At 70.9% G+C, this 19,664-nt stretch carries 17 protein-coding genes; 14 read left to right on the top strand and 3 right to left on the bottom strand.

Annotated features, from left to right (window positions below; all coding sequences use genetic code 11):
• Positions 1-43: 43 nt before the first annotated feature.
• A complete protein-coding gene (locus tag ABZ215_RS01470; RefSeq protein ID WP_354947178.1) occupies positions 44-1,471 on the bottom strand; it encodes a M20/M25/M40 family metallo-hydrolase in 1,428 nt (475 codons plus the stop codon).
• A gap of 142 nt (positions 1,472-1,613) precedes the next feature.
• Here ABZ215_RS01470 and ABZ215_RS01465 point away from each other — a divergent pair, with 142 nt between their 5' ends.
• From ABZ215_RS01465 to ABZ215_RS01405, 13 genes are all read left to right on the top strand, one after another.
• Positions 1,614-2,417 (top strand): ABC transporter ATP-binding protein, encoded by an 804-nt coding sequence (locus tag ABZ215_RS01465; RefSeq protein ID WP_235716046.1) that lies wholly within the window; start codon positions 1,614-1,616, stop codon positions 2,415-2,417.
• Positions 2,405-3,229: an ABC transporter ATP-binding protein gene (locus tag ABZ215_RS01460; protein ID WP_020416351.1), complete on the top strand. Its 825-nt coding sequence runs from the start codon at positions 2,405-2,407 to the stop codon at positions 3,227-3,229. Before ABZ215_RS01465 ends, ABZ215_RS01460 begins: the two co-directional genes overlap by 13 nt.
• The gene (locus ABZ215_RS01455) at positions 3,226-5,037 is read left to right on the top strand and encodes an AMP-binding protein (protein ID WP_354946973.1); all 1,812 of its coding nucleotides are present in this window, start codon (positions 3,226-3,228) and stop codon (positions 5,035-5,037) included. The genes ABZ215_RS01460 and ABZ215_RS01455 overlap by 4 nt, the downstream gene beginning before the upstream one ends.
• Positions 5,034-5,930, top strand: coding sequence for a branched-chain amino acid ABC transporter permease (locus ABZ215_RS01450; RefSeq protein ID WP_020416349.1), 897 nt, complete (start codon positions 5,034-5,036; stop codon positions 5,928-5,930). The genes ABZ215_RS01455 and ABZ215_RS01450 overlap by 4 nt, the downstream gene beginning before the upstream one ends.
• Positions 5,930-7,027 carry a branched-chain amino acid ABC transporter permease gene (locus ABZ215_RS01445; RefSeq protein ID WP_020416348.1) on the top strand — a complete coding sequence of 366 codons (1,098 nt, stop codon included), beginning with the start codon at positions 5,930-5,932 and terminating at the stop codon, positions 7,025-7,027. Before ABZ215_RS01450 ends, ABZ215_RS01445 begins: the two co-directional genes overlap by 1 nt.
• Positions 7,028-7,041: 14 nt before the next feature.
• Positions 7,042-8,316, top strand: coding sequence for an ABC transporter substrate-binding protein (locus tag ABZ215_RS01440; protein ID WP_354946971.1), 1,275 nt, complete (start codon positions 7,042-7,044; stop codon positions 8,314-8,316).
• 357 nt (positions 8,317-8,673) lie between these two features.
• Positions 8,674-9,882, top strand: coding sequence for a pyruvate dehydrogenase (acetyl-transferring) E1 component subunit alpha (gene pdhA / locus ABZ215_RS01435; protein WP_237337467.1), 1,209 nt, complete (start codon positions 8,674-8,676; stop codon positions 9,880-9,882).
• Positions 9,882-10,910: an alpha-ketoacid dehydrogenase subunit beta gene (locus ABZ215_RS01430; RefSeq protein ID WP_354709525.1), complete on the top strand. Its 1,029-nt coding sequence runs from the start codon at positions 9,882-9,884 to the stop codon at positions 10,908-10,910. Before pdhA ends, ABZ215_RS01430 begins: the two co-directional genes overlap by 1 nt.
• A 6-nt stretch (positions 10,911-10,916) precedes the next feature.
• Positions 10,917-12,254, top strand: coding sequence for a dihydrolipoamide acetyltransferase family protein (locus ABZ215_RS01425; protein WP_354946969.1), 1,338 nt, complete (start codon positions 10,917-10,919; stop codon positions 12,252-12,254).
• A gap of 113 nt (positions 12,255-12,367) precedes the next feature.
• Complete coding sequence (locus tag ABZ215_RS01420) at positions 12,368-12,916, top strand: TetR/AcrR family transcriptional regulator (RefSeq protein ID WP_237337528.1); 549 nt, start codon at positions 12,368-12,370, stop codon at positions 12,914-12,916.
• Positions 12,916-14,871, top strand: coding sequence for an ABC transporter ATP-binding protein (locus ABZ215_RS01415; RefSeq protein ID WP_020416342.1), 1,956 nt, complete (start codon positions 12,916-12,918; stop codon positions 14,869-14,871). Before ABZ215_RS01420 ends, ABZ215_RS01415 begins: the two co-directional genes overlap by 1 nt.
• Before the next feature lie 56 nt (positions 14,872-14,927).
• Entirely contained in the window at positions 14,928-15,371 is a 444-nt protein-coding gene (locus ABZ215_RS01410) for a hypothetical protein (protein ID WP_354946967.1), read from the top strand.
• The gene (locus ABZ215_RS01405) at positions 15,368-15,889 is read left to right on the top strand and encodes a DUF3558 family protein (protein ID WP_354946965.1); all 522 of its coding nucleotides are present in this window, start codon (positions 15,368-15,370) and stop codon (positions 15,887-15,889) included. Before ABZ215_RS01410 ends, ABZ215_RS01405 begins: the two co-directional genes overlap by 4 nt.
• A gap of 46 nt (positions 15,890-15,935) precedes the next feature.
• Here the strand turns inward: ABZ215_RS01405 and ABZ215_RS01400 are convergent, their stop codons facing one another.
• The gene (locus ABZ215_RS01400) at positions 15,936-17,057 is read right to left on the bottom strand and encodes a hypothetical protein (protein ID WP_354946963.1); all 1,122 of its coding nucleotides are present in this window, start codon (positions 17,055-17,057) and stop codon (positions 15,936-15,938) included.
• 36 nt (positions 17,058-17,093) lie between these two features.
• On the opposite strand from ABZ215_RS01400, the gene ABZ215_RS01395 reads away from it, so the two are divergent.
• Positions 17,094-17,975 carry a hypothetical protein gene (locus ABZ215_RS01395; RefSeq protein ID WP_354946961.1) on the top strand — a complete coding sequence of 294 codons (882 nt, stop codon included), beginning with the start codon at positions 17,094-17,096 and terminating at the stop codon, positions 17,973-17,975.
• On the opposite strand, the gene ABZ215_RS01390 is transcribed toward ABZ215_RS01395, so the two are convergent.
• Positions 17,972-19,606 carry a hypothetical protein gene (locus tag ABZ215_RS01390; RefSeq protein WP_354946959.1) on the bottom strand — a complete coding sequence of 545 codons (1,635 nt, stop codon included), beginning with the start codon at positions 19,604-19,606 and terminating at the stop codon, positions 17,972-17,974. The two genes, ABZ215_RS01395 and ABZ215_RS01390, sit on opposite strands and share 4 nt — an antisense overlap.
• Positions 19,607-19,664: the final 58 nt, after the last annotated feature.

Here is a 19,664-nt window from a genome sequence, read left to right as displayed (position 1 = left end):
CCACGTCCTCGATCCCGGTCGACCGCAGCTGAGCAGCCGGCGGTCAGCCGCGGGCGTGGGCGTCCAGCATGTGCGCCACCGCCTCGGTGAGCCGCTTCGCCTGGGCCAGGTGCAGCCACTCGTCGGGGACGTGGGCGTTCGAGTCGGGGCCCAGCGCGCCCGTGACCAGGAACTGCGCCTCCGGGTACTTCTCGCCCAGCAGGCCCATGAACGGGATCGACCCGCCGAGCCCGACGCTGCGCCACGGCGCTCCGAAGACCTCGTCGCTGACCCGCTCCAGCGCCGAAGTTAGCCACGGCGACGGGTCGGGCGCGTTCCAGCCGTTCGCGGACTCCAAACCGGACAGTTCGACCACCGCGCCGTAGGGCACGTCCGTGGTCAGCGCCTTCTCCACCGCGTTCAGGGCCGCCGCCGCGTCGGCCGTCGGCGGGAGGCGGAAGCTCAGCGCCAGCGTCGTGTGGTCGCGCAGGACGTTGCCCGCGTTCGCCGGCTCCGGGAAGCCCTCGGCGCCGATCACCGACAGCGTGGGCCGCCACGACTGGTTCAGCAGCAGCTCCAGCTCGTCGTCCGACACCGGGCGCATCCCGGGCATCAGCGGGAACGAACCACTGATCGCGCCGGGGGCCACGGCGACCGTCGCGGCCGCCTCCTCACGCCGGTTCGCCGGGATGTCGACGTTCAGCTCCGCCAGCTTGATCTCGCCCGTCTCGGCGTCCTCGATGCGGTCCAGCAGCTGCCGCAGCACCCGGAACGAGCTCGGCACCACGCCGCTGGCGAGCCCGGAGTGCGCCGCCGCCTGGAGCACCCGCACCGTGACGTGCACCTGCGTCATCCCGCGCAGGCTCGTCGTCAGCCACAGCCGCTCGTAGTCGTTGCCGCCGGAGTCCAGGCACACCACGAAACTCACGCGGCCCAGCCGCTCGGACAGGTGCTCCAGGTACCGCGGCAGGTCGGGGCTGCCCGACTCCTCGCCGGTTTCCAGCAGGATCACCGATCGCGCGTGGGCGCCGCCTGCCGCGTGCACGGCTTCCAGCGCGGCCGTCGCCGCGTAGCCGGCGTACCCGTCGTCCGCCGAGCCGCGGCCGTACAGCCTGCCGTCGCGGACCACCGGGGTCCACGGGCCGAGCCCCTCCGCCCAGCCGCCGACCGGGGGCTGCTTGTCGAGGTGGCCGTAGAGCAGCACGGTGCCGCGGTCCTCCGCGCCGGGCGTCGCCGGGACGTCGACGAGCAGCACCGGGCTGCATCCGTCGAGCCGCACCACGTCGAGCGTCGCGCCGGGCAGACCGCGCCCGGCGATCCAGTTCTGCACGTGCCGCACCGCGGCGTCGAGGTGCCCGTTGGCAGCCCAGTCGGGGTCGAAGGCCTGCGACAGGGCGGGGATCTCCACCAGGCCGGACAGGCTCGTCAGCACCTCGCCGTCCCAGAGGCGCTGCACGGTTTCACGCACGGTCGTCTGCTCCACCCGGGCCATTCTGCCAGCCATCGCCAGGTCACAGTTCGGCTCCGCATTGGCCTCCACCCGTGACCGCTAGCCACCTTCCGTATTCAATGTGATCTCAATCACCCACATTGGGGACAAAACGCCCGGTTCGACGAGGAACGGAGGGCACGCCTTGTCACCACCCGTGCTGGCGGTGAACAACCTCGAAGTGGTGTACGACGACGTGGTGCTGGTCCTCCGGGGCCTCAGCCTGGAGGTCCCCGACGGCGCGATCGTCACGCTGCTGGGCGCGAACGGAGCGGGCAAGACGACCCTGCTGCGGGCGATCACCGGCCTGCTCGTGCCACACCGCGGCAAGATCACCAAGGGCACGGTCCGCTTCCGCGACGAGGACATCACCGGCGCCGACCCAGCCGTCGTGGTGCGCAAGGGCATCGCGCAGGTGATGGAGGGCAGGCGGATCTTCGCCGAGATCACCGTCGACGAGAACCTGCGCACCGGCGCCTACACCCGCCGCTCCCGCACCGAGGTCCGCGAGTCCTACGCCAGGGTGATGGACCTGTTCCCGGTACTGAAAGAGCGCCGCCGCTCGATCGCCGGTTACCTCTCCGGCGGCGAGCAGCAGATGCTCGCGATCGGCCGCGCGCTCATGGCGTCGCCGAAGCTCCTGTTGCTCGACGAGCCCTCGCTCGGTCTCGCGCCCAAGCTGGTCGAGCAGGTGCGGGACATCATCGTCGAGATCAACGGCCAGGGCACCAGCGTCCTGCTGGTCGAGCAGAACGCCGTGATGGCGCTGTCGATCGCCGGGTCCGGCTACGTCGTCGAAACCGGGAAGGTCGTCAAGGACGGCCCCGCCGCCGAACTCCTCGCCGACGAGGACATCCGCGAGTTCTACCTCGGCGCCGCCCAGCACGAGGAGCGGCGCAGCTTCGCCGAAGTCAAGAGCTACCGGAGGAAGAAGCGATGGAGCGCGTGACCACCAGCGACCCCGCACCCGCCCGGGAGGACGAAGCCGACACCGATCGACCGATCCTCGAAGTCCGCGACCTGACGCTGCGGTTCGGCGGGGTCACGGCGCTGGACGGCGTCAGCTTCGAGGTCGGCCGCGGCGAGCTGTTCGCCGTGATCGGCCCGAACGGCGCGGGCAAGACGTCGATCTTCAACTGCCTCAACGGGGTCTACCGCCCGCAGGAGGGCAGCATCACGCTCGACGGCCAACGCCTGGTCGGCCGCGCGCCCGCCGCGATCGCCGCGATGGGCGTCGCGCGCACGTTCCAGAACCTCGGCCTGTTCGAGCACCTCACGCTCATCGAGAACCTGATGCTCGGCCGCCACCACCTGATGCGCACCGGGTTCGGCACCGGGATGCTCTGGTGGGGCCGCGCGAAGCGGGAGGAGGTCCGGCACCGCGCGGCCGTCGAGGAGATCGTCGAACTGCTCGAACTCGAGCCGTACCGCCGGATGCCCGCCGGGATGCTCCCCTACGGCGTCGCGAAACGCGCCGAACTGGGCCGCGCGCTGGCGATGGAACCGTCGCTGCTGCTGCTCGACGAGCCGGTCGCCGGCATGAACCTGGAGGAGACCGAGGACACCGCGCGCTACCTGGTCGAGGTCCGGCGGGAGCTGGGCCTGGCGATGATCCTCGTCGAGCACGACATGCGCCTGGTCATGGACCTCGCCGACCGGGTGCTCGCCCTGGACTTCGGCGTCGCGATCGCCACCGGCAAGCCGTCGGAGATCCAGAACCACCCCGCTGTCATCGAGGCCTACCTGGGCGGTGCGCGATGAGCACGGCACTGGCCGCTCCCCCGGACGTGCGGACGCTGCCCGCGCGCCTGCTGGAACACGCCCGCACGCTGGGCGACAAGACCGCGATGCGGGAGAAGCACCGCGGCCGCTGGCGCGAGTGGACCTGGTCCGCCTACGCCGAGCGGGTCGCCAACGTCGCCGCCGGCCTGCGCGAACTCGGCGTCGAGCCGGGCGACCGGGTGGCGATCCACGCCGAGAACCGGCCCGAGTGGGTGGTCGCCGACCTGGCCGTGCAGGGCATCGGCGCGATCAGCATGGGCGTCTACCCGACCTCGCCCGAGACCGAGGTCGAGTACCTGCTGTCGCACTCCGGCGCGAAGGTGCTGATCGCCGAGGACGAGGAGCAGCTGGACAAGGCGCTCGCGGTGCGCGGCAGACTGCCCGACCTGCGGCGCCTGGTGGTGATGGACCCGCGCGGGGTGCGGGTGGAGGCGCTGCCCGACCTGATGACGTTCGAGCAGCTGGAACGCCCGCGGGACAACGCGTTGCGCGACTACCAGGAGTCGGTGTCCCGGCTCGACCCGGACGCCACCGCGATCCTCGTCTACACCTCCGGCACCACCGGACCGCCCAAGGGCGCGATGATCTCGCACGCCAACCTCGTCGCGGCCGGGCGCACCTTCATCGACGCGCTCGGCGGCGGCCCGGACGACGAGGTGCTGTCCTACCTGCCGCTGTGCCACATCGCCGAGCGGCTGACCTCGGTGATCGACTCGGTGTGGGCGGGTTCGGTGGTCAACTTCGGCGAGGGCGGCCCGTCCTTCCTCAACGACCTGCGCGACGTGCAGCCGACGGTGTTCCTCGGCGTGCCGCGAGTGTGGGAGAAGATGCTGGCGGGCACCGAAATCCGGATGGCCGACGCCTCGCGGCTCAAGCGCGGTCTCTACCGGTTCTGGCTCAAGCAGGGCCGCCGGATCGCGCCCCGCCGCGTGACCGGGCGGCTGTCCGCGGGCGACCGGTTCCGGCTGTGGCTCGCGGAGTTCCTCGTTTTCCGCGCCCTGCGGGAGAAACTCGGACTGGTCCGGGTCCGCACCGCGTTGTCCGGCGCCGCGCCGATCGCGCCGCAGGTGCTGGAATACCTGTGGGCCATCGGGGTTCCGGTGCGCGAGGGCTACGGCCAGACCGAGAACACCGCGCTGGCCACGCTCACCCCGGACGGCGACGTGCGGCTCGGCGCGGTCGGCAGACCACTGCCCGGCGTGGAGGTCCGCATCGCCGAGGACGGCGAGATCCTCACCCGCTCGGCCGGGGTGTTCCAGGGCTACTTCCGCAACCCGGAGGCCACCGCGGCGGCGGTGGACGCGGACGGCTGGCTGCACACCGGCGACGTCGGCGAGATCGACGCCGACGGCTTCCTGCGGATCACCGACCGCAAGAAGGACATCATCATCACCGCGGGCGGCAAGAACATCTCGCCGTCGGAGATCGAGAACCGGCTGAAGGTCTCGCCGTTCGTGCGCGAGGCGATCGTGATCGGGGACCGCCGCAAGTACCTCACCGCGTTGATCGGGATCGAGGCGGAGACGGTCGGCAACTGGGCGACCCGCCGCGGCCTCGCGTACACGACCTACGCCGACCTGTCGGCCAAACCCGAGGTGGTGGCGCTGATCCAGCAGGTGGTCGACGAGACCAACCGGGAGTTCTCGCAGGTCGAGCAGATCAAGCGGTTCTCGTTGATCGGCAAGGAACTCGACCACGAGGCCGGCGAGCTGACCGCGACGCAGAAGGTCAAGCGACGGGCCATCGAGCTGCGGTTCGAGCACGAGATCGAGGCGATGTACCGGTGACGACGTTCCTGCAGAACTGCTTTGCCGGACTCGCCCTCGGGTCCACCTACGCCCTGGTGGCGCTGGGTTTCGTGGTCATCTACAAGTCGACCGGCGTGATCAACTTCGCGCAGGGCGGGCTGCTCGCGCTCGGCGCCTACCTCGGCTTCACCTTCGCCAACAACCTGGCGATCGCCTTCGGTGTGGCGATCCTGCTGGCGTGCGCGTCGGCGGCCCTGGTGGGCGCCGGGTTCGAGCGGATCGTGCTGCGGCGCATGGTCGGCCAGCCGCCGTTCGCGGTCATCATGATCACCATCGGCCTGCTGTTCGTGCTGGAGCCGCTGATCACCGCGATCTGGGGCTTCGACAACCTGCAGGTCGAGAACCCGTGGAACATCCAGACCGTCGAAGCAGGCGGGATCGTCTTCGGCGTCCGGGACCTGTGGACGATCGGGCTGACCGCGGCGGTCGTCGTCGGGTTCTTCCTGTTCTTCCGCTTCACCTCGCTCGGCCTGGCGATGCGGGCCACCGCGTTCGACCCGGAAGCGGCGCTGGCGCAGGGGATCAGCGCACGCCGGGTGTACGCGGTCTCGTGGGCCATCGCGTCGGCGCTGGCCGCGCTCGCCGGGATCACCATGGCGGCCGGGCCGGGCGGGCTGTCCCCGTCGATCGGGTTCATCGCGCTCGCGGCGTTCCCGGCGATGATCCTCGGCGGCCTCGACTCGCCCGCGGGCGCGGTGCTCGGCGGCATCGTGATCGGGCTCGCCGAGGCGCTCACCCGCGGCTACCAGGACCAGTTGTTCTCCTGGGCGGGCGACAACGTGTCGATCATCGTGCCCTACCTGCTGATGATCGTGATCCTGCTGATCCGGCCGTACGGCCTGCTGGGAACCAAGGACGTACGGAGGATCTGATGCCCAAGCCGCACCGCAACCTCGTCCGGGACTACGCCCAGGACCTGCGCCTGTTCGGCTCGCCGATGTCGAAGTTCGGGCTGGCGCTGATGATCGCGGCGTTCCTGGTGCTGCCGACGGTGCTGCAGGACGACTTCTGGCTGTCCGTGCTGATCTACGCCGGCATCACCGCGGTCGGCGCGATCGGCCTCAACCTGCTCACCGGCTACTGCGGGCAGATCTCGCTCGGGCACGCGTTCTTCATCGGCGCGGGCGCGTACGTGACGGCCAAGGTCGGCGGCGACTTCGGCCTGCCGTTCCCGCTGTGGCTGCTCGCGGCCGCCGGGATCGGCGCGTTGCTGGGCGGGCTGATCGGGCCGTTCACGCTGCGGCTGCGCGGCCACTACCTGGCGATCGTCACGCTCGGGCTGGTGTTCGTCGGCGAGCACCTGTGGCGCAACCTCGACGACTTCACCGGCGGCAACTCCGGCACCTCGGTCAACGCCGACGTCGCGATCGGGCCGGTGAACTTCGCCGACCTGTCGATCTTCGGCGAGAGCTACTCGCGCAACCAGGGCTGGTTCTGGCTGGTCTGGGCGCTGGTCGGGCTGGTGGCGCTGCTGGTGAAGAACCTGGCCCGCACCCGCCCCGGCCGCGCGCTGCAGGCGGTGCGGGACCGCGACCAGGCCGCCGAGGTGATCGGCGTGCGGGCGGGCCGGTACAAGATCGGCGCGTTCATGATCTCCAGCGCGATCGCGTCCGTCGCGGGCGCGCTGTTCGGGTCCTACCAGCAGTTCGTCAGCCCCGACGAGTGGAACCTGCTGCTGTCCATCCAGTACATCGCGGTGATCATCGTCGGTGGTCTCGGCACGATCTTCGGATCGGTGCTCGGGGCGCTGTTCGTCGGCGCGCTGCCCGCGTTGATCGACCGCTACAGCGACGTCATTCCCGGCGTCCAGACGAGCGTGGGCGATTCGGGGTTCATCAGTGTGTTCGCCCTCAACCAGGCCATCTTCGGGTTGCTGATCGTGCTGTTCCTGGTGCTCGAACCACGCGGGCTCGCGGGCATCTGGCTGCGCGTCAAGACCTATTTCAAGGCCTGGCCGTTTTCCTACTAGTCCTGGAGGCGTCCATGAAGAGAACGCGGATCGCGGCGGCACTGGCCGCGGCGACGCTCGTGCTCGCCGCGTGCGGCGGCGCGGGCGACGACGAAGGCGGTGGCGGCGGGCAGGCCGGCAACCCCGGCGCCACCACCGGCTTCGACGGCACCACGATCAAGCTCGGCGTGCTGTCCCCGCTGTCCGGGCCGGTCGCGGTCATCGGGCAGCCGCTGACCTCGGGCAACAAGGTCTGGTTCGACGCGCTCAACGCGCGCGGCGGCATCGCGGGCAAGTACAAGGTCGAGCTGGTCCAGGAGGACACCCAGTACCGGCCGGAAGTGGCGGTGCAGCAGTACAACAAGGTCAAGGGCGACGTCGTCGCGTTCACCCAGCTGCTGGGCACGCCGTCGACGCTGGCCGTGCTGCCGCAGCTGCGCGCGGACAAGATGCTCGCCGCGCCCGCGTCGCTGGACGCGCTGTGGGTGCGTGAGGAGAACCTGCTGCCGGTCGGCGGCCCGTACCAGGTGCAGTCGATCAACGCCATGGACCACTACCTCACCGAGGGCGGCGGCACCAAGGACGACAGGATCTGCACGATGGTCCAGGACGACGTCTACGGCGAGGCGGGCCAGGCCGGGATCGACTTCGCGGCGAAGAGCTACGGCTTCACCGTGGCGAACACGCAGCGCTTCAAGTCGGGCACGGAGAACTACGCCGGGCAGATCGGCGCGCTCGCCGGCGCCGGCTGCCAGATGGTGTTCCTGACCGCGACCCCGACGGACGCGGCCAAGATCTGGGGCACCGCGGCGCAGGCCCGGTTCGCGCCGAAGTGGTACGGGCAGTCGCCGAGCTACACGTCGGCGTTCGCCAAGTCCGCGATCGCGCCGTACCTGCAGCAGTACGTCACGATCGTCGCCGAGGGCACCGAGTGGGGTGACAACTCCGTGCCCGGCATGGCCGACATGGTCAACCGGAAGAACCAGTTCGCGCCGCAGCAGGAGCCGGACTACTACTTCGCGTTCGGCTACAACCAGGCCCGCGCGATGACCGCGGTGCTGGAGAAGGCCGTCGAGCTGGGCGACCTGTCCCGCGACGGCATCCTCAAGGCGTCCAGCGAGCTGGGCACGGTGTCCTTCGACGGCCTCACCGGCGACTACAAGTACGGCCCGGCCGACACCCGCAACCCGCCGCGGTCGAGCACGCTGTTCAAGGTCGACCCGTCGAAGCCGTTCGGACTCGCCACCCTCAAGTACAACTTCAGTTCACAGGCGGCACAGCAGTACCAGTTCACCAAGGCCAACCTGTAACCGGGTGGCGTGACGCAGGTCACCAGCACCACCGAGACGGGCCACCTCCCGAGCGCTCCGCGCGATGGAGGTGGCCCGTCCGTCACTTCCGGGCAGGTGAGCGCGCGCCTCCAGGGCCGACTATCGGTGGGTCGTCGGTCGGGCTTCCGAGCGTTTGCCCAGCTCAGGGCGGACTTCCACAGCAACAAATCAGGCGCGGACCTGCACTCGCGGGCCTGGTTCGTGTCAGGATGTTCCCCGTAAGCCGTCACGGCCGACGGCTGCCGAGCGCTTCGGATCCGAAACGTCGGTGGCCGCCGGTCAGCCATCAGCGGCCGCCACAAGCGGCCTCGTGGCAGGACACCGAGGAGAACGCGCATGCCGTCCCCCGAACAGTGGACGCACCCGGAGCCCGGCGAAGGACCGGCCGCACAGGCCGCACAACCATCGCGGGAGCAGGTGATCGCCGGTTTGCGAAACACGGACGCTGGTGGCGCTGAGGTGACTCAGCTGCTCACCCCCGAAGGCGAGCGGATCGCTTCGCCGCAGTTCGACCGCTACATCTCCGACGTCGACCCGGAAGCGCTGCGCGGGCTCTACCGCGACATGGTGCTCGTCCGCCGGGCCGACCGGGAAGCCAACGCCATGCAGCGCCAGGGCCAGCTCGGCATCTGGGTCCCGCTGCTCGGCCAGGAAGCCGCGCAGGTCGGCTCCGGCCGCGCGCTCAAGCCGCAGGACATGGCCTTCCCCAGCTACCGGGAACACGGCGTGGCCTACACCCGCGGCGTCGACTTCAAGGAACTGCTGGGCATCTTCCGGTGCACCGACCACGGTGGCTGGGACTTCCAGGCCCACGGCTTCCACCCGTACACCATCGTGATCGGCAACCAGGTCCTCAACGCCGCCGGATACGCGATGGGCCAGAAGTTCGAGGGCAAGGTCGGTGACGACGACGGCGAGGCCACGATCGTCTACTTCGGCGACGGCGCCACCTCGCAGGGCGACGTGCACGAGGGCTTCGTGTGGGCCGCGGTGTACGACGCGCCGCTGGTGTTCTTCTGCCAGAACAACCAGTGGGCGATCTCCGAGCCGACCGAGCGCCAGTCGCGCCTGCCGCTGTACCAGCGCGCCCGCGGGTACGGGTTCCCCGGCATCCGCGTCGACGGCAACGACGTGCTGGCCTGCCTCGCGGTGACCCGGTGGGCGCTCGAAGAGTGCCGCCACGGCAACGGCCCGGTGCTGATCGAGGCGTTCACCTACCGGATGGACGCGCACACCACCACCGACGACCCGACCCGCTACCGGCTCTCCGACGAGCTCGAGGTGTGGAAGCACAAGGACCCCATCGAGCGCGTGCGGGTGCACCTGGCGCGCAGCGGGTTCGCCGACCAGGCGTGGTTCGAGCAGATCCAGGCCGAGGCCGACGCGTTCGCCGCGGACCTGCGCGAGTTCTGCTTCAACATGCCCGAACCGCCGCCGGAACGCGTGTTCGCCAACGTCTACGCCGAACCGTCGCCCGTGCTCGACGCGCAGCGCGACGAGTACCTGTCCTACCTCGCCGGTTTCGTGGAAGCGGGTGAGCGCTGATGGCCGCCCCCGTCAAGTCCCCTGTGGACGGTGCCGTGCCCGCGGTGCAGAAGCTGACCATCGGCAAGGCCCTGAACCTGGGCCTGCGTGCCGCGATGGAGGCCGACGACAAGGTCATCGTCCTCGGTGAGGACGTCGGCAAGCTCGGCGGCGTCTTCCGCATTACCGACGGGCTGCAGAAGGACTTCGGCGAGCAGCGCGTACTGGACACGCCGCTGGCCGAGTCCGGCATCATCGGCACCGCGGTCGGCCTCGCCGTGCGCGGGTTCCGGCCGGTGTGCGAGATCCAGTTCGAGGGCTTCATCTTCCCCGGCTTCGACCAGATCTCCTCGCAGCTGGCGAAGCTGCACTACCGGACGCAGGGCAAGGTCAAGGTCCCGGTGGTCGTGCGGGTGCCCTTCGGCGGCGGGATCGGCGCGGTCGAGCACCACTCCGAGTCGCCGGAGTCGCTGTTCGCGCACATTCCCGGGCTGAAGGTCGTGTCGTGCTCCAACCCGGCCGACGCGTACTGGATGATCCAGCAGGCCATCGATTGCGACGACCCGGTGCTGTTCTTCGAGCCGAAGCGGCTCTACCACAACGGGCAGCTCAAGTCCGAAGTGGACACCAACACGCCGCCGGGGCCGCTGTTCGCCTCGCGGGTGGTGCGCCAGGGCACCGACTGCACGCTGGTCGCCTACGGTCCCTCGGTCAAGGTGTGCCTGGATGCTGCCGAGGCCGCGGCGGAAGAGGGCCGGTCGCTGGAGGTCATCGACCTGCGCACGATCTCGCCGCTCGACCTCGCGCCGGTGTTCGAGTCGGTGCGCCGCACCGGGCGTCTGGTCGCGGTCAGCGAGGCGTCGTCGGAATCGTCGATCACCTCGGAGATCGCCGCGCGCGTGCAGCAGGAGTGCTTCTACTCGCTGGAGGCGCCGGTGCTGCGGGCCACCGGGTTCGACACCCCGTACCCGCCGTCCAAGCTCGAGGAGCACTTCCTCCCCGACCTGGACCGGGTGCTGCACACCGTCGACCGCGCGATGGGCTGGTGAGGCGGGGTGCCCGAGTACAAGCAGTTCCTGCTCGCCGACACCGCCGAAGGCCTGACCGAAGCCGAGATCCTGAACGTCCGGGTGCAGCCCGGCGACGAGGTGGCGGTCAACCAGATCGTCGTCGAGGTGGAGACCGCGAAGGCCGCCGTCGAGCTGCCCATCCCGTGGGCCGGTGTGATCACCGAGGTCCTGGCCGAGCCCGGCGCGACCGTCGAGGTCGGGGCGCCGCTGCTGACCGTCGACGTCGACCCGGCCGGGTCGTCCGCGGCTCCGGCACAGGCGGTGAACGGCTCGTCCGCGCCGGCGCCTGCCGCCGCCGAGGAGGAGATGAAGCCGCTGGTCGGCTACGGCTCGAAGACGACCGAGGCGCGGCGACGGCCGCGCCGGGCCGCTCCGTCCGCCGCACCTCCTGCTGCTCCTCCTGCCGCACCGCCTGCCGCTCCGGCTGCTCCGGCGCCGGCTCCCGCGGCGGCGCGGGGTGGCTACGTGCCGCTGGCGAAGCCGCCGGTGCGCAAGCTCGCCAAGGACCTCGGTGTCGACCTGTCGACCCTGACCGGGTCGGCGGACGGCGGGATCATCACGCGCGAGGACGTCGAGCGAGCGGCCCGTCCGGCTGCTCCCGCCGCGCCTCAGACGGTGACCGGCTCGCGTGAGCGGCGGGTGCCGGTCAAGGGCGTCCGGAAGGCGACCGCGCAGGCGATGGTGTCCAGCGCGTTCACCGCGCCGCACGTCACGGAGTTCCTGACCATCGACGTCACGCCGATGATGGAACTGCGCGAGCGGCTGAAGAAGCACCCGGACTTCGCCGGGGTGAAGCTGACCCCGCTGGCCTTCGCGGCCAAGGCCGTGTGCATGGCCGTGAAGCGGACGCCGGACGTCAACGCCACCTGGGACGAGGCGGCCGGCGAGATCGTCTACAAGGACTACGTGCACCTGGGCATCGCCGCGGCGACGCCCCGCGGGCTCGTGGTGCCGAAGATCCGGGACGCGGACGCCATGTCGCTGCCCGAGCTGGCGCGGGCGCTGGACCAGCTGACCACGACCGCGCGCGAGGGCAAGACCCCGCCCGCGGACATGGTCAACGGGACGATCACGATCACCAACGTGGGGGTGTTCGGGGTCGACACCGGCACGCCGATCATCAACCCGGGTGAGGCCGCGATCCTGGCCTTCGGCGCGATCAAGGACGCGCCGTGGGTGGTGGACGGGCAGCTCGCCGTGCGGAAGGTGCTGCAGCTGTCGCTGAGCTTCGACCACCGGCTGGTCGACGGGCAGCAGGGCTCGCAGTTCCTCGCCGACGTCGGCGCGCTGCTGGCCGATCCGGCCATGGCGATCACGTACTGACGGTTCGGGGCCGCGTTCCGCCGCGGCCCCGTTCCGTTACCCGCTTGACGGAGTGAGCGCTCACTCCGCACACTGGTGCCATGACCGCTCCTCCCCGCCGGCGCGCGCCCGGCATGAGCGCCGAAGACCGGCGCCGGATGATCGTGCAGGCCGTGCTGCCGCTGGTCGTCGAGCACGGCGCCGCCGTGACGACCGCCCAGATCGCGCGCGCCGCCGGGATCGGCGAGGGCACGATCTTCCGCGCCTTCAAGGACAAGGACGAACTGCTCGACGCGTGCGTGGCCGAGGCGCTCAAACCGGACAGCGCGCTGGCGGTGATCGCCGAGATCCCGCTCGACCAGCCACTGGCGGACCGGCTCACCGAAGCCGCGGAGGCCTTGTCGGCACACCTGGAGCGGATGGGTGCGCTGATGGGCGCGTTGCACTCCTCCGGCAGGCTCAAGCGCGGCGAGTTCAAGCAGGGCAGGCGGGGCGAGTCGTTCCGCGCGATGCGCGAGTCGCTCGCCGATCTGTTCACCGACGAGGACGCGTTGCGGCTGCCCGCCGACAAGCTGGCGGCGATCTTCCTGTCGCTGCTGCTCGCCCGCCGCCGCGACGACCAGGGCGGGCTCGCCACGGCGGAGCTGATCGACGTGTTCCTGCACGGGGCGGTGGCGGCGTGATGCACGGTGGTGGCCCGTCGATCAGCTTGCGGCGGCAGATGCGGCGGCGCAGCAGTTCGGTCGCGGAGAGCGGCCTGACCGGCCCGGTCGACATCCCGGACCCGGCGCGGGCGGACGAGCCGAAGGACCTGCGGTCCCGGCTGGCCCGGCTGCGGCAGGCGACGAGCGGGACGGTGCGCGGGTTGCCGCGGGTGTTCCGGCTGGCCTGGCAGGCGAGCCCGCTCACCACCGTCCTGATCGCACTGTCCACTGTGGTGAGCGGCTTGATGCCGACGCTGACCGCGTACGTGGCGAAGCTGCTGCTGGACGCGGTGGTCGCGGCGGTGCAGGGGCACGGGACGACCACGCGGATCGTCGAGCTGGCCGCGCTGGAGTTCGGCGTGTTCACGATGACCGCGATCAGCACGGCGCTGACGAACGCGGCGCAGCAGCTGCTGCAGGAGCGGATGACGCTGACCATCCGGCACCGCGTGATGGACCATGCGAGCAGGCTGGACCTGCAGTTCTTCGAGGATTCGGAGTCCTACGACCAGCTGCGGCAGGCGTCGCAGGAGGCGCCGCAGCGGCCGGTGTCGATGCTGACCTCGGCGCTGGGGCTGGGGCGCACCGCGATCACGTTCGGCAGCATGGTGGTGCTGCTGGTGTCGGTGAGCCCGCTGCTGGCGGTCGTCGCGCTGCTCGCGCCGGTGCCCGCGTTCATCTCGCAGTCGAAGTACGGGTCGCGGGCGTTCGTGCTGTCGCTGTGGATGTCGCCGATCCGGCGGCGGATGGACTACCTGAACTCGCTGGTCACCACCGATACCTACGCCAAGGAGACCAAGCTGTTCGGGCTCGGGCCGTACCTGGTGGACCGGTTCCGGCGGCTCGGGCAGAACTACTACGCGCGTGAGCGAAAGCTGACGACGCGGCGCAACTTCGTGGGGACGGCGTGGAGCCTGTTGTCCACTTTGGCCGGTTCCGGGATCGCGCTGTACATCGCGCTGGAGGCGGTGGCCGGGCGGCTGACGATCGGGGACCTGGCGTTGTACACGGCGGCCGCGGCGGCGGTGCAGACGTCGGTGCAGGGGTTGTTCAGCGGGTTCTCCGGAATGTACGAGAACAACCTGTACCTGGACACGCTGTACGACTTCCTGGGGACCACGCCGCGGATCACGGCGCCCGCGGTGGCGAAGCCGCTGCCCGAGCCGGTGCGGGGGCACATCGAGTTCGAGAACGTGTCGTTCAGCTACCCGGGCGCCGGGGAGAAGGCGCTGGACGGCGTGTCGTTCGAGATCCGGCCCGGGGAGACGGTGGCGGTCGTCGGGCGGAACGGGGCGGGCAAGTCGACGCTGATCAAGCTGTTGTGCCGGCTGTACGACCCGACCGGGGGCCGGATCCTGCTGGACGGGGTGGACCTGCGGGAGTTCGACCCGGACGAGCTGCGGTCCCGGATTTCGGCGATGTTCCAGGACTACGTGACGTACCAGGGCACGGCGGCGGAGAACATCGGGCTCGGGCAGCTGGGCGCCCTGGACGACCGGCCGCGGATCGAGGACGCGGCAGAGCGGGCCGGGGTCGCTTCGCGGATTTCCCGGCTGCCGCGCGGTTTCGACAGCCCGCTGGGCCGGTGGTTCGACCAGGGGGTGTCGCTGTCCGGCGGGGAGTGGCAGAAGATCGCGCTGGCGAGGGCCTTCATGCGGGACGCGCCGGTGCTGATCCTGGACGAGCCGACATCGGCGCTGGACGCCGCGGCGGAGCATGACCTGTTCGCGAGGCTGCGCGCGCTGTCCGAGGGCCGGACGACGCTGTACATCTCGCACCGGTTCTCGACGGTGCGGCAGGCGGAGAAGATCCTGCTGCTCGACCGGGGCCGCCTGGCGGAGGAAGGAACGCACGAGGAGCTGATGTCCCAGGGCGGCGACTACGCGTCACTGTTCACCCTGCAAGCGGCGGCGTACCTGGAGGAGGCGGCGTAGTCGCTGGCAGCTGGGCAGCCCGGGCGATATCGTGCTGGCCGAGCGAGGGAGGGCTCATGAGCGACAACTCCGGCGACGTGGCCACCCAGGTGGCCAACGTCTTCGGCGGCGAGCAACAACTGAACACGATGAACACCGACGCGAAGCGCATGCTGGCGGACGCGCAAGCCGGCCGCTGGGCGGTGGACGAGGAGACGGGCACACACCTCCGGCGGGCGGTGACACAGATGCAGACCCGGTTGAACGAGGTCGGCCAACGGGTGCACCTGCTGCAACGCGCGCCCAAGTTCGGCAACGACGAGTACGCACAGCGAGCCGCCGCGCATTTCCTCAGCGCGATGGACTCTGACGACCAGTCGCTGGTCCAGGTTTTCATCACGGCGCGGGACACCCTGGAAACACTTCGTCAAGCCATCGAAACGGCGATCAGCAAGTACGACGCCTCGGACGAGGCGGCCACCAAGACACTCAACACCCTCAGGAATCAGGAATCTCGGTGAACCGTCGATCTGCCCGGACCATCGCGGCCGTCGCTTGCACATTGGCGGCCGGAACCGCCTGCACCAGCACTGTCCCCGGCAGCGCGTTGCCCGTGCCCGGTCCGGCTCCCAGCTCGAGCTCGGGGAATTCGGACGTGTTCGCCGGGCTCAACGCGTGCCAGTTGCTGGATCAGCTCAACGCGGGTCAAGGCTTCAACCCCGGCGAGAACAAGAGCGCTCGCAACCAGTGCACAGCCTCGAAACCGGAATTCATCACCTACAGCCTCGCGCTCGATTCCACTCAAGGGCTCAGCGGATTCGCCGCGGACAACAACGGGGCGCGGGAGATCTCGATCAACGGCCGAGATGCCCTGCAGGCAGACATACCCACCGGCGGTTGCGCGGTCGCCGTCGGGGTCGGGGAGCACGCCCTCGCCCTGGTGTTGGCGACCATGGCGCGGGCCAGTGAAGACGCTCAGGGCTGTCCGAACGCGCAGGCCTTCGCCGAGAAGGTGGAGCCGCTGCTGCCGGCGGGGTAAGCAGGGCGGATCGGACACATCCACACCCATCGAACCGGTGATCGCGCTATCTTCTCGGTGACGTCCACCGTGCGCAAGTTGACCGAGGAGCCCCGGGATGAGTTGGCAGGACGAGCTGCGCCGTTTGGACGCCGAGCTCGCCAACGGGACCATCACCCAGCACCAGCACCGCAAGATGCGGGACGAGCTGCTCGCCGCCGCCTCGGGCAATGTGGCGCCGGCGTCCGTCGCCTCGCCGCGGGGGCGGGTTGACGGGGCGCCTCAGTGGCAGAGTGCGAATCCGGCCGGTTCGGGGTTCGCTCCGCAGCCGGGGCAGGCGCCGTGGCCGCAGGCGCCGCAGGGGTGGCCTCAGGAGGGCGCGCCGCAGGGCGGGGTGCCGCAGGGTTTCGCGCCGCAGGGGTGGCCGCAGGGGCCGGTGCCCCCGGGCGAGTATGGGCAGCAGCCGGTGGGTGGGGTGCCGCAGGGGCCCGCCGGGGTGCCGGGGCAGCCGCAGGGGCCGGGTGCGCCCAACCAGCCGCTGGTTGGGCAGCCGCAGGCTCCGGGTGCGCCGGGGCAGCAGGTGGGGATTCAGCCTCAGGTGGGGCAGCCCCAGAATGGCCAGCCGCAGGTGGGGCAGGCGCCTGCTGGAATCGGGCAGCCGCAGGACGGGTACGGGCAGGTTCAGACCGGCGCGACGGGGCAAGCTCCGGCGGTGCAGCCGCAGGCTGGTCCGGCTCAGGTCGAGGCGGGTCAGGTCGGGCAGGGTCAGGTCGGGCAGGGTCAGGGCGGCCAGGTTGAGCCGGGCGCCCAGCCGCAGCCCGGGCAGGGCCAGCCCCAGGGTGGGGGCAGCCAGACGGAGCAGGAGCAGCCGCAGGCCGGCCAGCCGCAGGCTGAAGCCGGGCACGCGCAGGTCGCGCAGGGGCAGCCGCACAGCGGCCAGTCGCAGGCTGGGCAGCAGCAGGGCGGTCAGCCGGAGAGTGGCCAACCGCAGGGCGGCCAGCAGCAGAGTCAGCAGCACGGTGGCCGACCGCAGGGCCAGCAGCCGGGCGGGCAGCCGCAGGCTGACCAGCAGCAAGGCGGCCACAGTCAGCCGCAGGCTGGGCAGCAGCAAGGCGGCCAGAGCCAGCCGCAGGGCCAGCAGGCCGACCACCCGCAGAGCCAGCAGCAGAACCAGCCGCAGCCCGGCCAATCCCAGAGCGGGCCGCAGGGTGAGCAGGCTCCCGAGGTGGGCAGTGCGCTCGCCACGGAGGAAGGGCCCACCCAGAGCATCTCGGCGCAGCTGCTCGCCACCAAGAAGCCCACGAGCGCCCCCAGCCCGGCCGACGAGCGGGCCACCGATTCGATGCGCTTCCCCTCCATCGAGGACGCTCCGACGGTCGTCACGAATCCGGTGCCTCCGCCTGCCCGGCCGTTGCCCAGCATGTCCCCGCCGCCGCCGCTGCACGGGCCCGGTCAGCAGCTTCCCTTCGACGCGGCTCCCGTGTTGCAGGCGCCGCCGAAGCGCAAGCCCACCTGGTTGTTCATCACCCTCGGCGTCGTCGTCGTGCTCGCGATGGTCGCGGCCGGTGTGTGGTTCCTGCGCGGCGACAACACCACCACGACCGCTCAGCCGACCACCTCCGCCGTCAGCTCGCCGGAGGCCGTCGAGGCGCGGTTGCCGACCCTGCCGGGCACCCCGAGCACCAACAACGGCACCCTGACCGTCGAGCAGGGCATCGACCTCAAGCTGTACTCCCGCGAGGAAGGCCAGCTCTTCAAGGACAACGGCGCGAACCAGGTCATCTTCCGCGGCTCCTCCCAGGGCCCGCAGGGTTACCTCGTCCTGGTCGTCCCCGCGAACTCACCCGCCGCCGCGGCCTCGATCACCCGCGGCCTCTACGAGCACTCCCTCACCGCAGGCCTGCAGACCGTCCCGTCCGGGTCGACCGACGCGAAGGCCGTCACCGGCAGCAACTCGGCAGGCCAGATGAGCGGCACGTGGTACACCTCCGGCAGCTACGCCGTCGCGATCTGGGTGTCCCAGGGCCTCGACGGCGACCCGAACTCGCTGGCCGAACGCCTCGCCCAGACCAAGACCTCCCTGGCCACGGCCCTCCCGCCGAACTAGGGCACCTGGCCGGGCCGCAGCACGTCACCACACCGCCCGGTCACCGCCGCCGCGCGCGAGGCCTCCACGCGCGGCACGGTGACCCGCGCGTACGCCCGCAGGTTCACCAGGTCATCGCCGTCGAGCGCGTCCAGTCGCACCCAGTCGCCGTTCTTGCCCGTCCGGTCCAGCACCACCGCCGCGTACTCGACCGCCAGGCGCCCGTCCGACGTCAGCCCCGTCAGGTCGGTCCACGGCACGTGCGTGTGGATGAACGTGGGCTTGACCTCGTCGAACACGTAGTCCCGCAACCCCTGGAAGTCCCCCGTGGACACCAGGTCCGCGATGCGCGCGTCCGCCAGCCCCACCGAGTCCACCACCCGCAACCGGCTGGTCAACGCCGTCCCGCCGACGTCCGGCAACAGCACCGACCCCTCCCGCAAGCCGATCGTGTCCGCGTACCCGTTGAACAACCGCCCGTACCGCTCCGCGATCTGGCACAGCGGCACCACCGGGCCGCTCGCGAACCCGCGCCCCGAGTCCGCCAGCGCGGGCGCGCTCGGCACCGCCGCGGCCACCAGCACGACCGCCAGCACCGCCCGCCACCGCACCGACAGCGCCCGCATCACCTCGACCACCGCCAGCGCCGCGACCAGCGCCGCCATCGTCCACAAGGGAGTCGCGAACCGGAACTCGCCGCCCGGCTCCGGGTTGAGCACGCAGTACGCCGCCAGCGCGAGCACCAGCGGCACCAGCCACGCCACCAACAGCCGCCGCAACGCCGGGACCAGCCAGAACGCCAGCCCCACAGTCACTAGCCCGGCCAGCGCCACCGGCCAGCCGAGGTACTCCACCGGCTCCACCACCCGCCCGGCGTTCGACCACGACGGCGGCTGCTGGTTCTTCGCCACCGCCGTGTTCGGCACCCACCGCCCGAACTCCGCGTGCCGCCACAACAGGTACGCGCCGTACGGCACCGCGAACGCCAGCACCGACACCCCCGCCGGGAGCAGCGTCCGCCACCGCCGCGCGAACACCAGCGCCACCACCGGGTAGGCCACCACGAAGATCGCCCCGTCCGGCCTGGTCAGCGCCGCCACCACCGCCAGCAGACCGGCGGCGAGACCGACCCGCACGACAGCCACCCGCCCGTCCGCCACCGCGCGGAACAACAGCGCCGCCAGCCACGCCACCGCCAGCGCGTACAGCGGGTTCTCCAAACCGGACAGCGACCAGATCACGAACGACGGGATCGCGGCCAGCAACCCGCCCGCGAACAACGTCACCAGCCACGCCCACCGCGTGACACGGCTCACCGCGAAGTGGCACGCGGCGAGAACACCGGCGCAGCACAGCAATCCGAGCGCTTTCGGGAACAGGACGTAGTCGGGCACGCCGAAGATCGCGCCGGTGTCGAAGAGGCGCAGCACCTTCCCGAGCACCAGCAGGACGAGCCAGGCCGGATTCGAGAACCCCTCGACGGGTTCCGCACCCGGCTGGAGCACCGGCCCCGCGCCGTCGACCAGGTCGCGCGCGTAGGCGAAGGTGATCGCCGCGTCGTCGTTGATCCAGTTGCCGTAGGACCAGCCGTGCAGGCCGATGAGCGCGGTTCCCCCGGCGACCGCGGCCACGGCGGGCCAGCGTGCCGCCATTTCGCCCCCTCCTCGTCACACCCTAACCAGAACAAGGTCACGAAATGACCCTCACCGG

The sequence above is a fragment of the Amycolatopsis sp. NPDC006131 genome, from assembly GCF_040614175.1.
Classification (GTDB): domain Bacteria; phylum Actinomycetota; class Actinomycetes; order Mycobacteriales; family Pseudonocardiaceae; genus Amycolatopsis_E; species Amycolatopsis_E tucumanensis.
The sequence above is the reverse complement of the archived record's forward strand: the minus strand, read 5'-3'. Positions and strand labels throughout refer to the sequence as shown.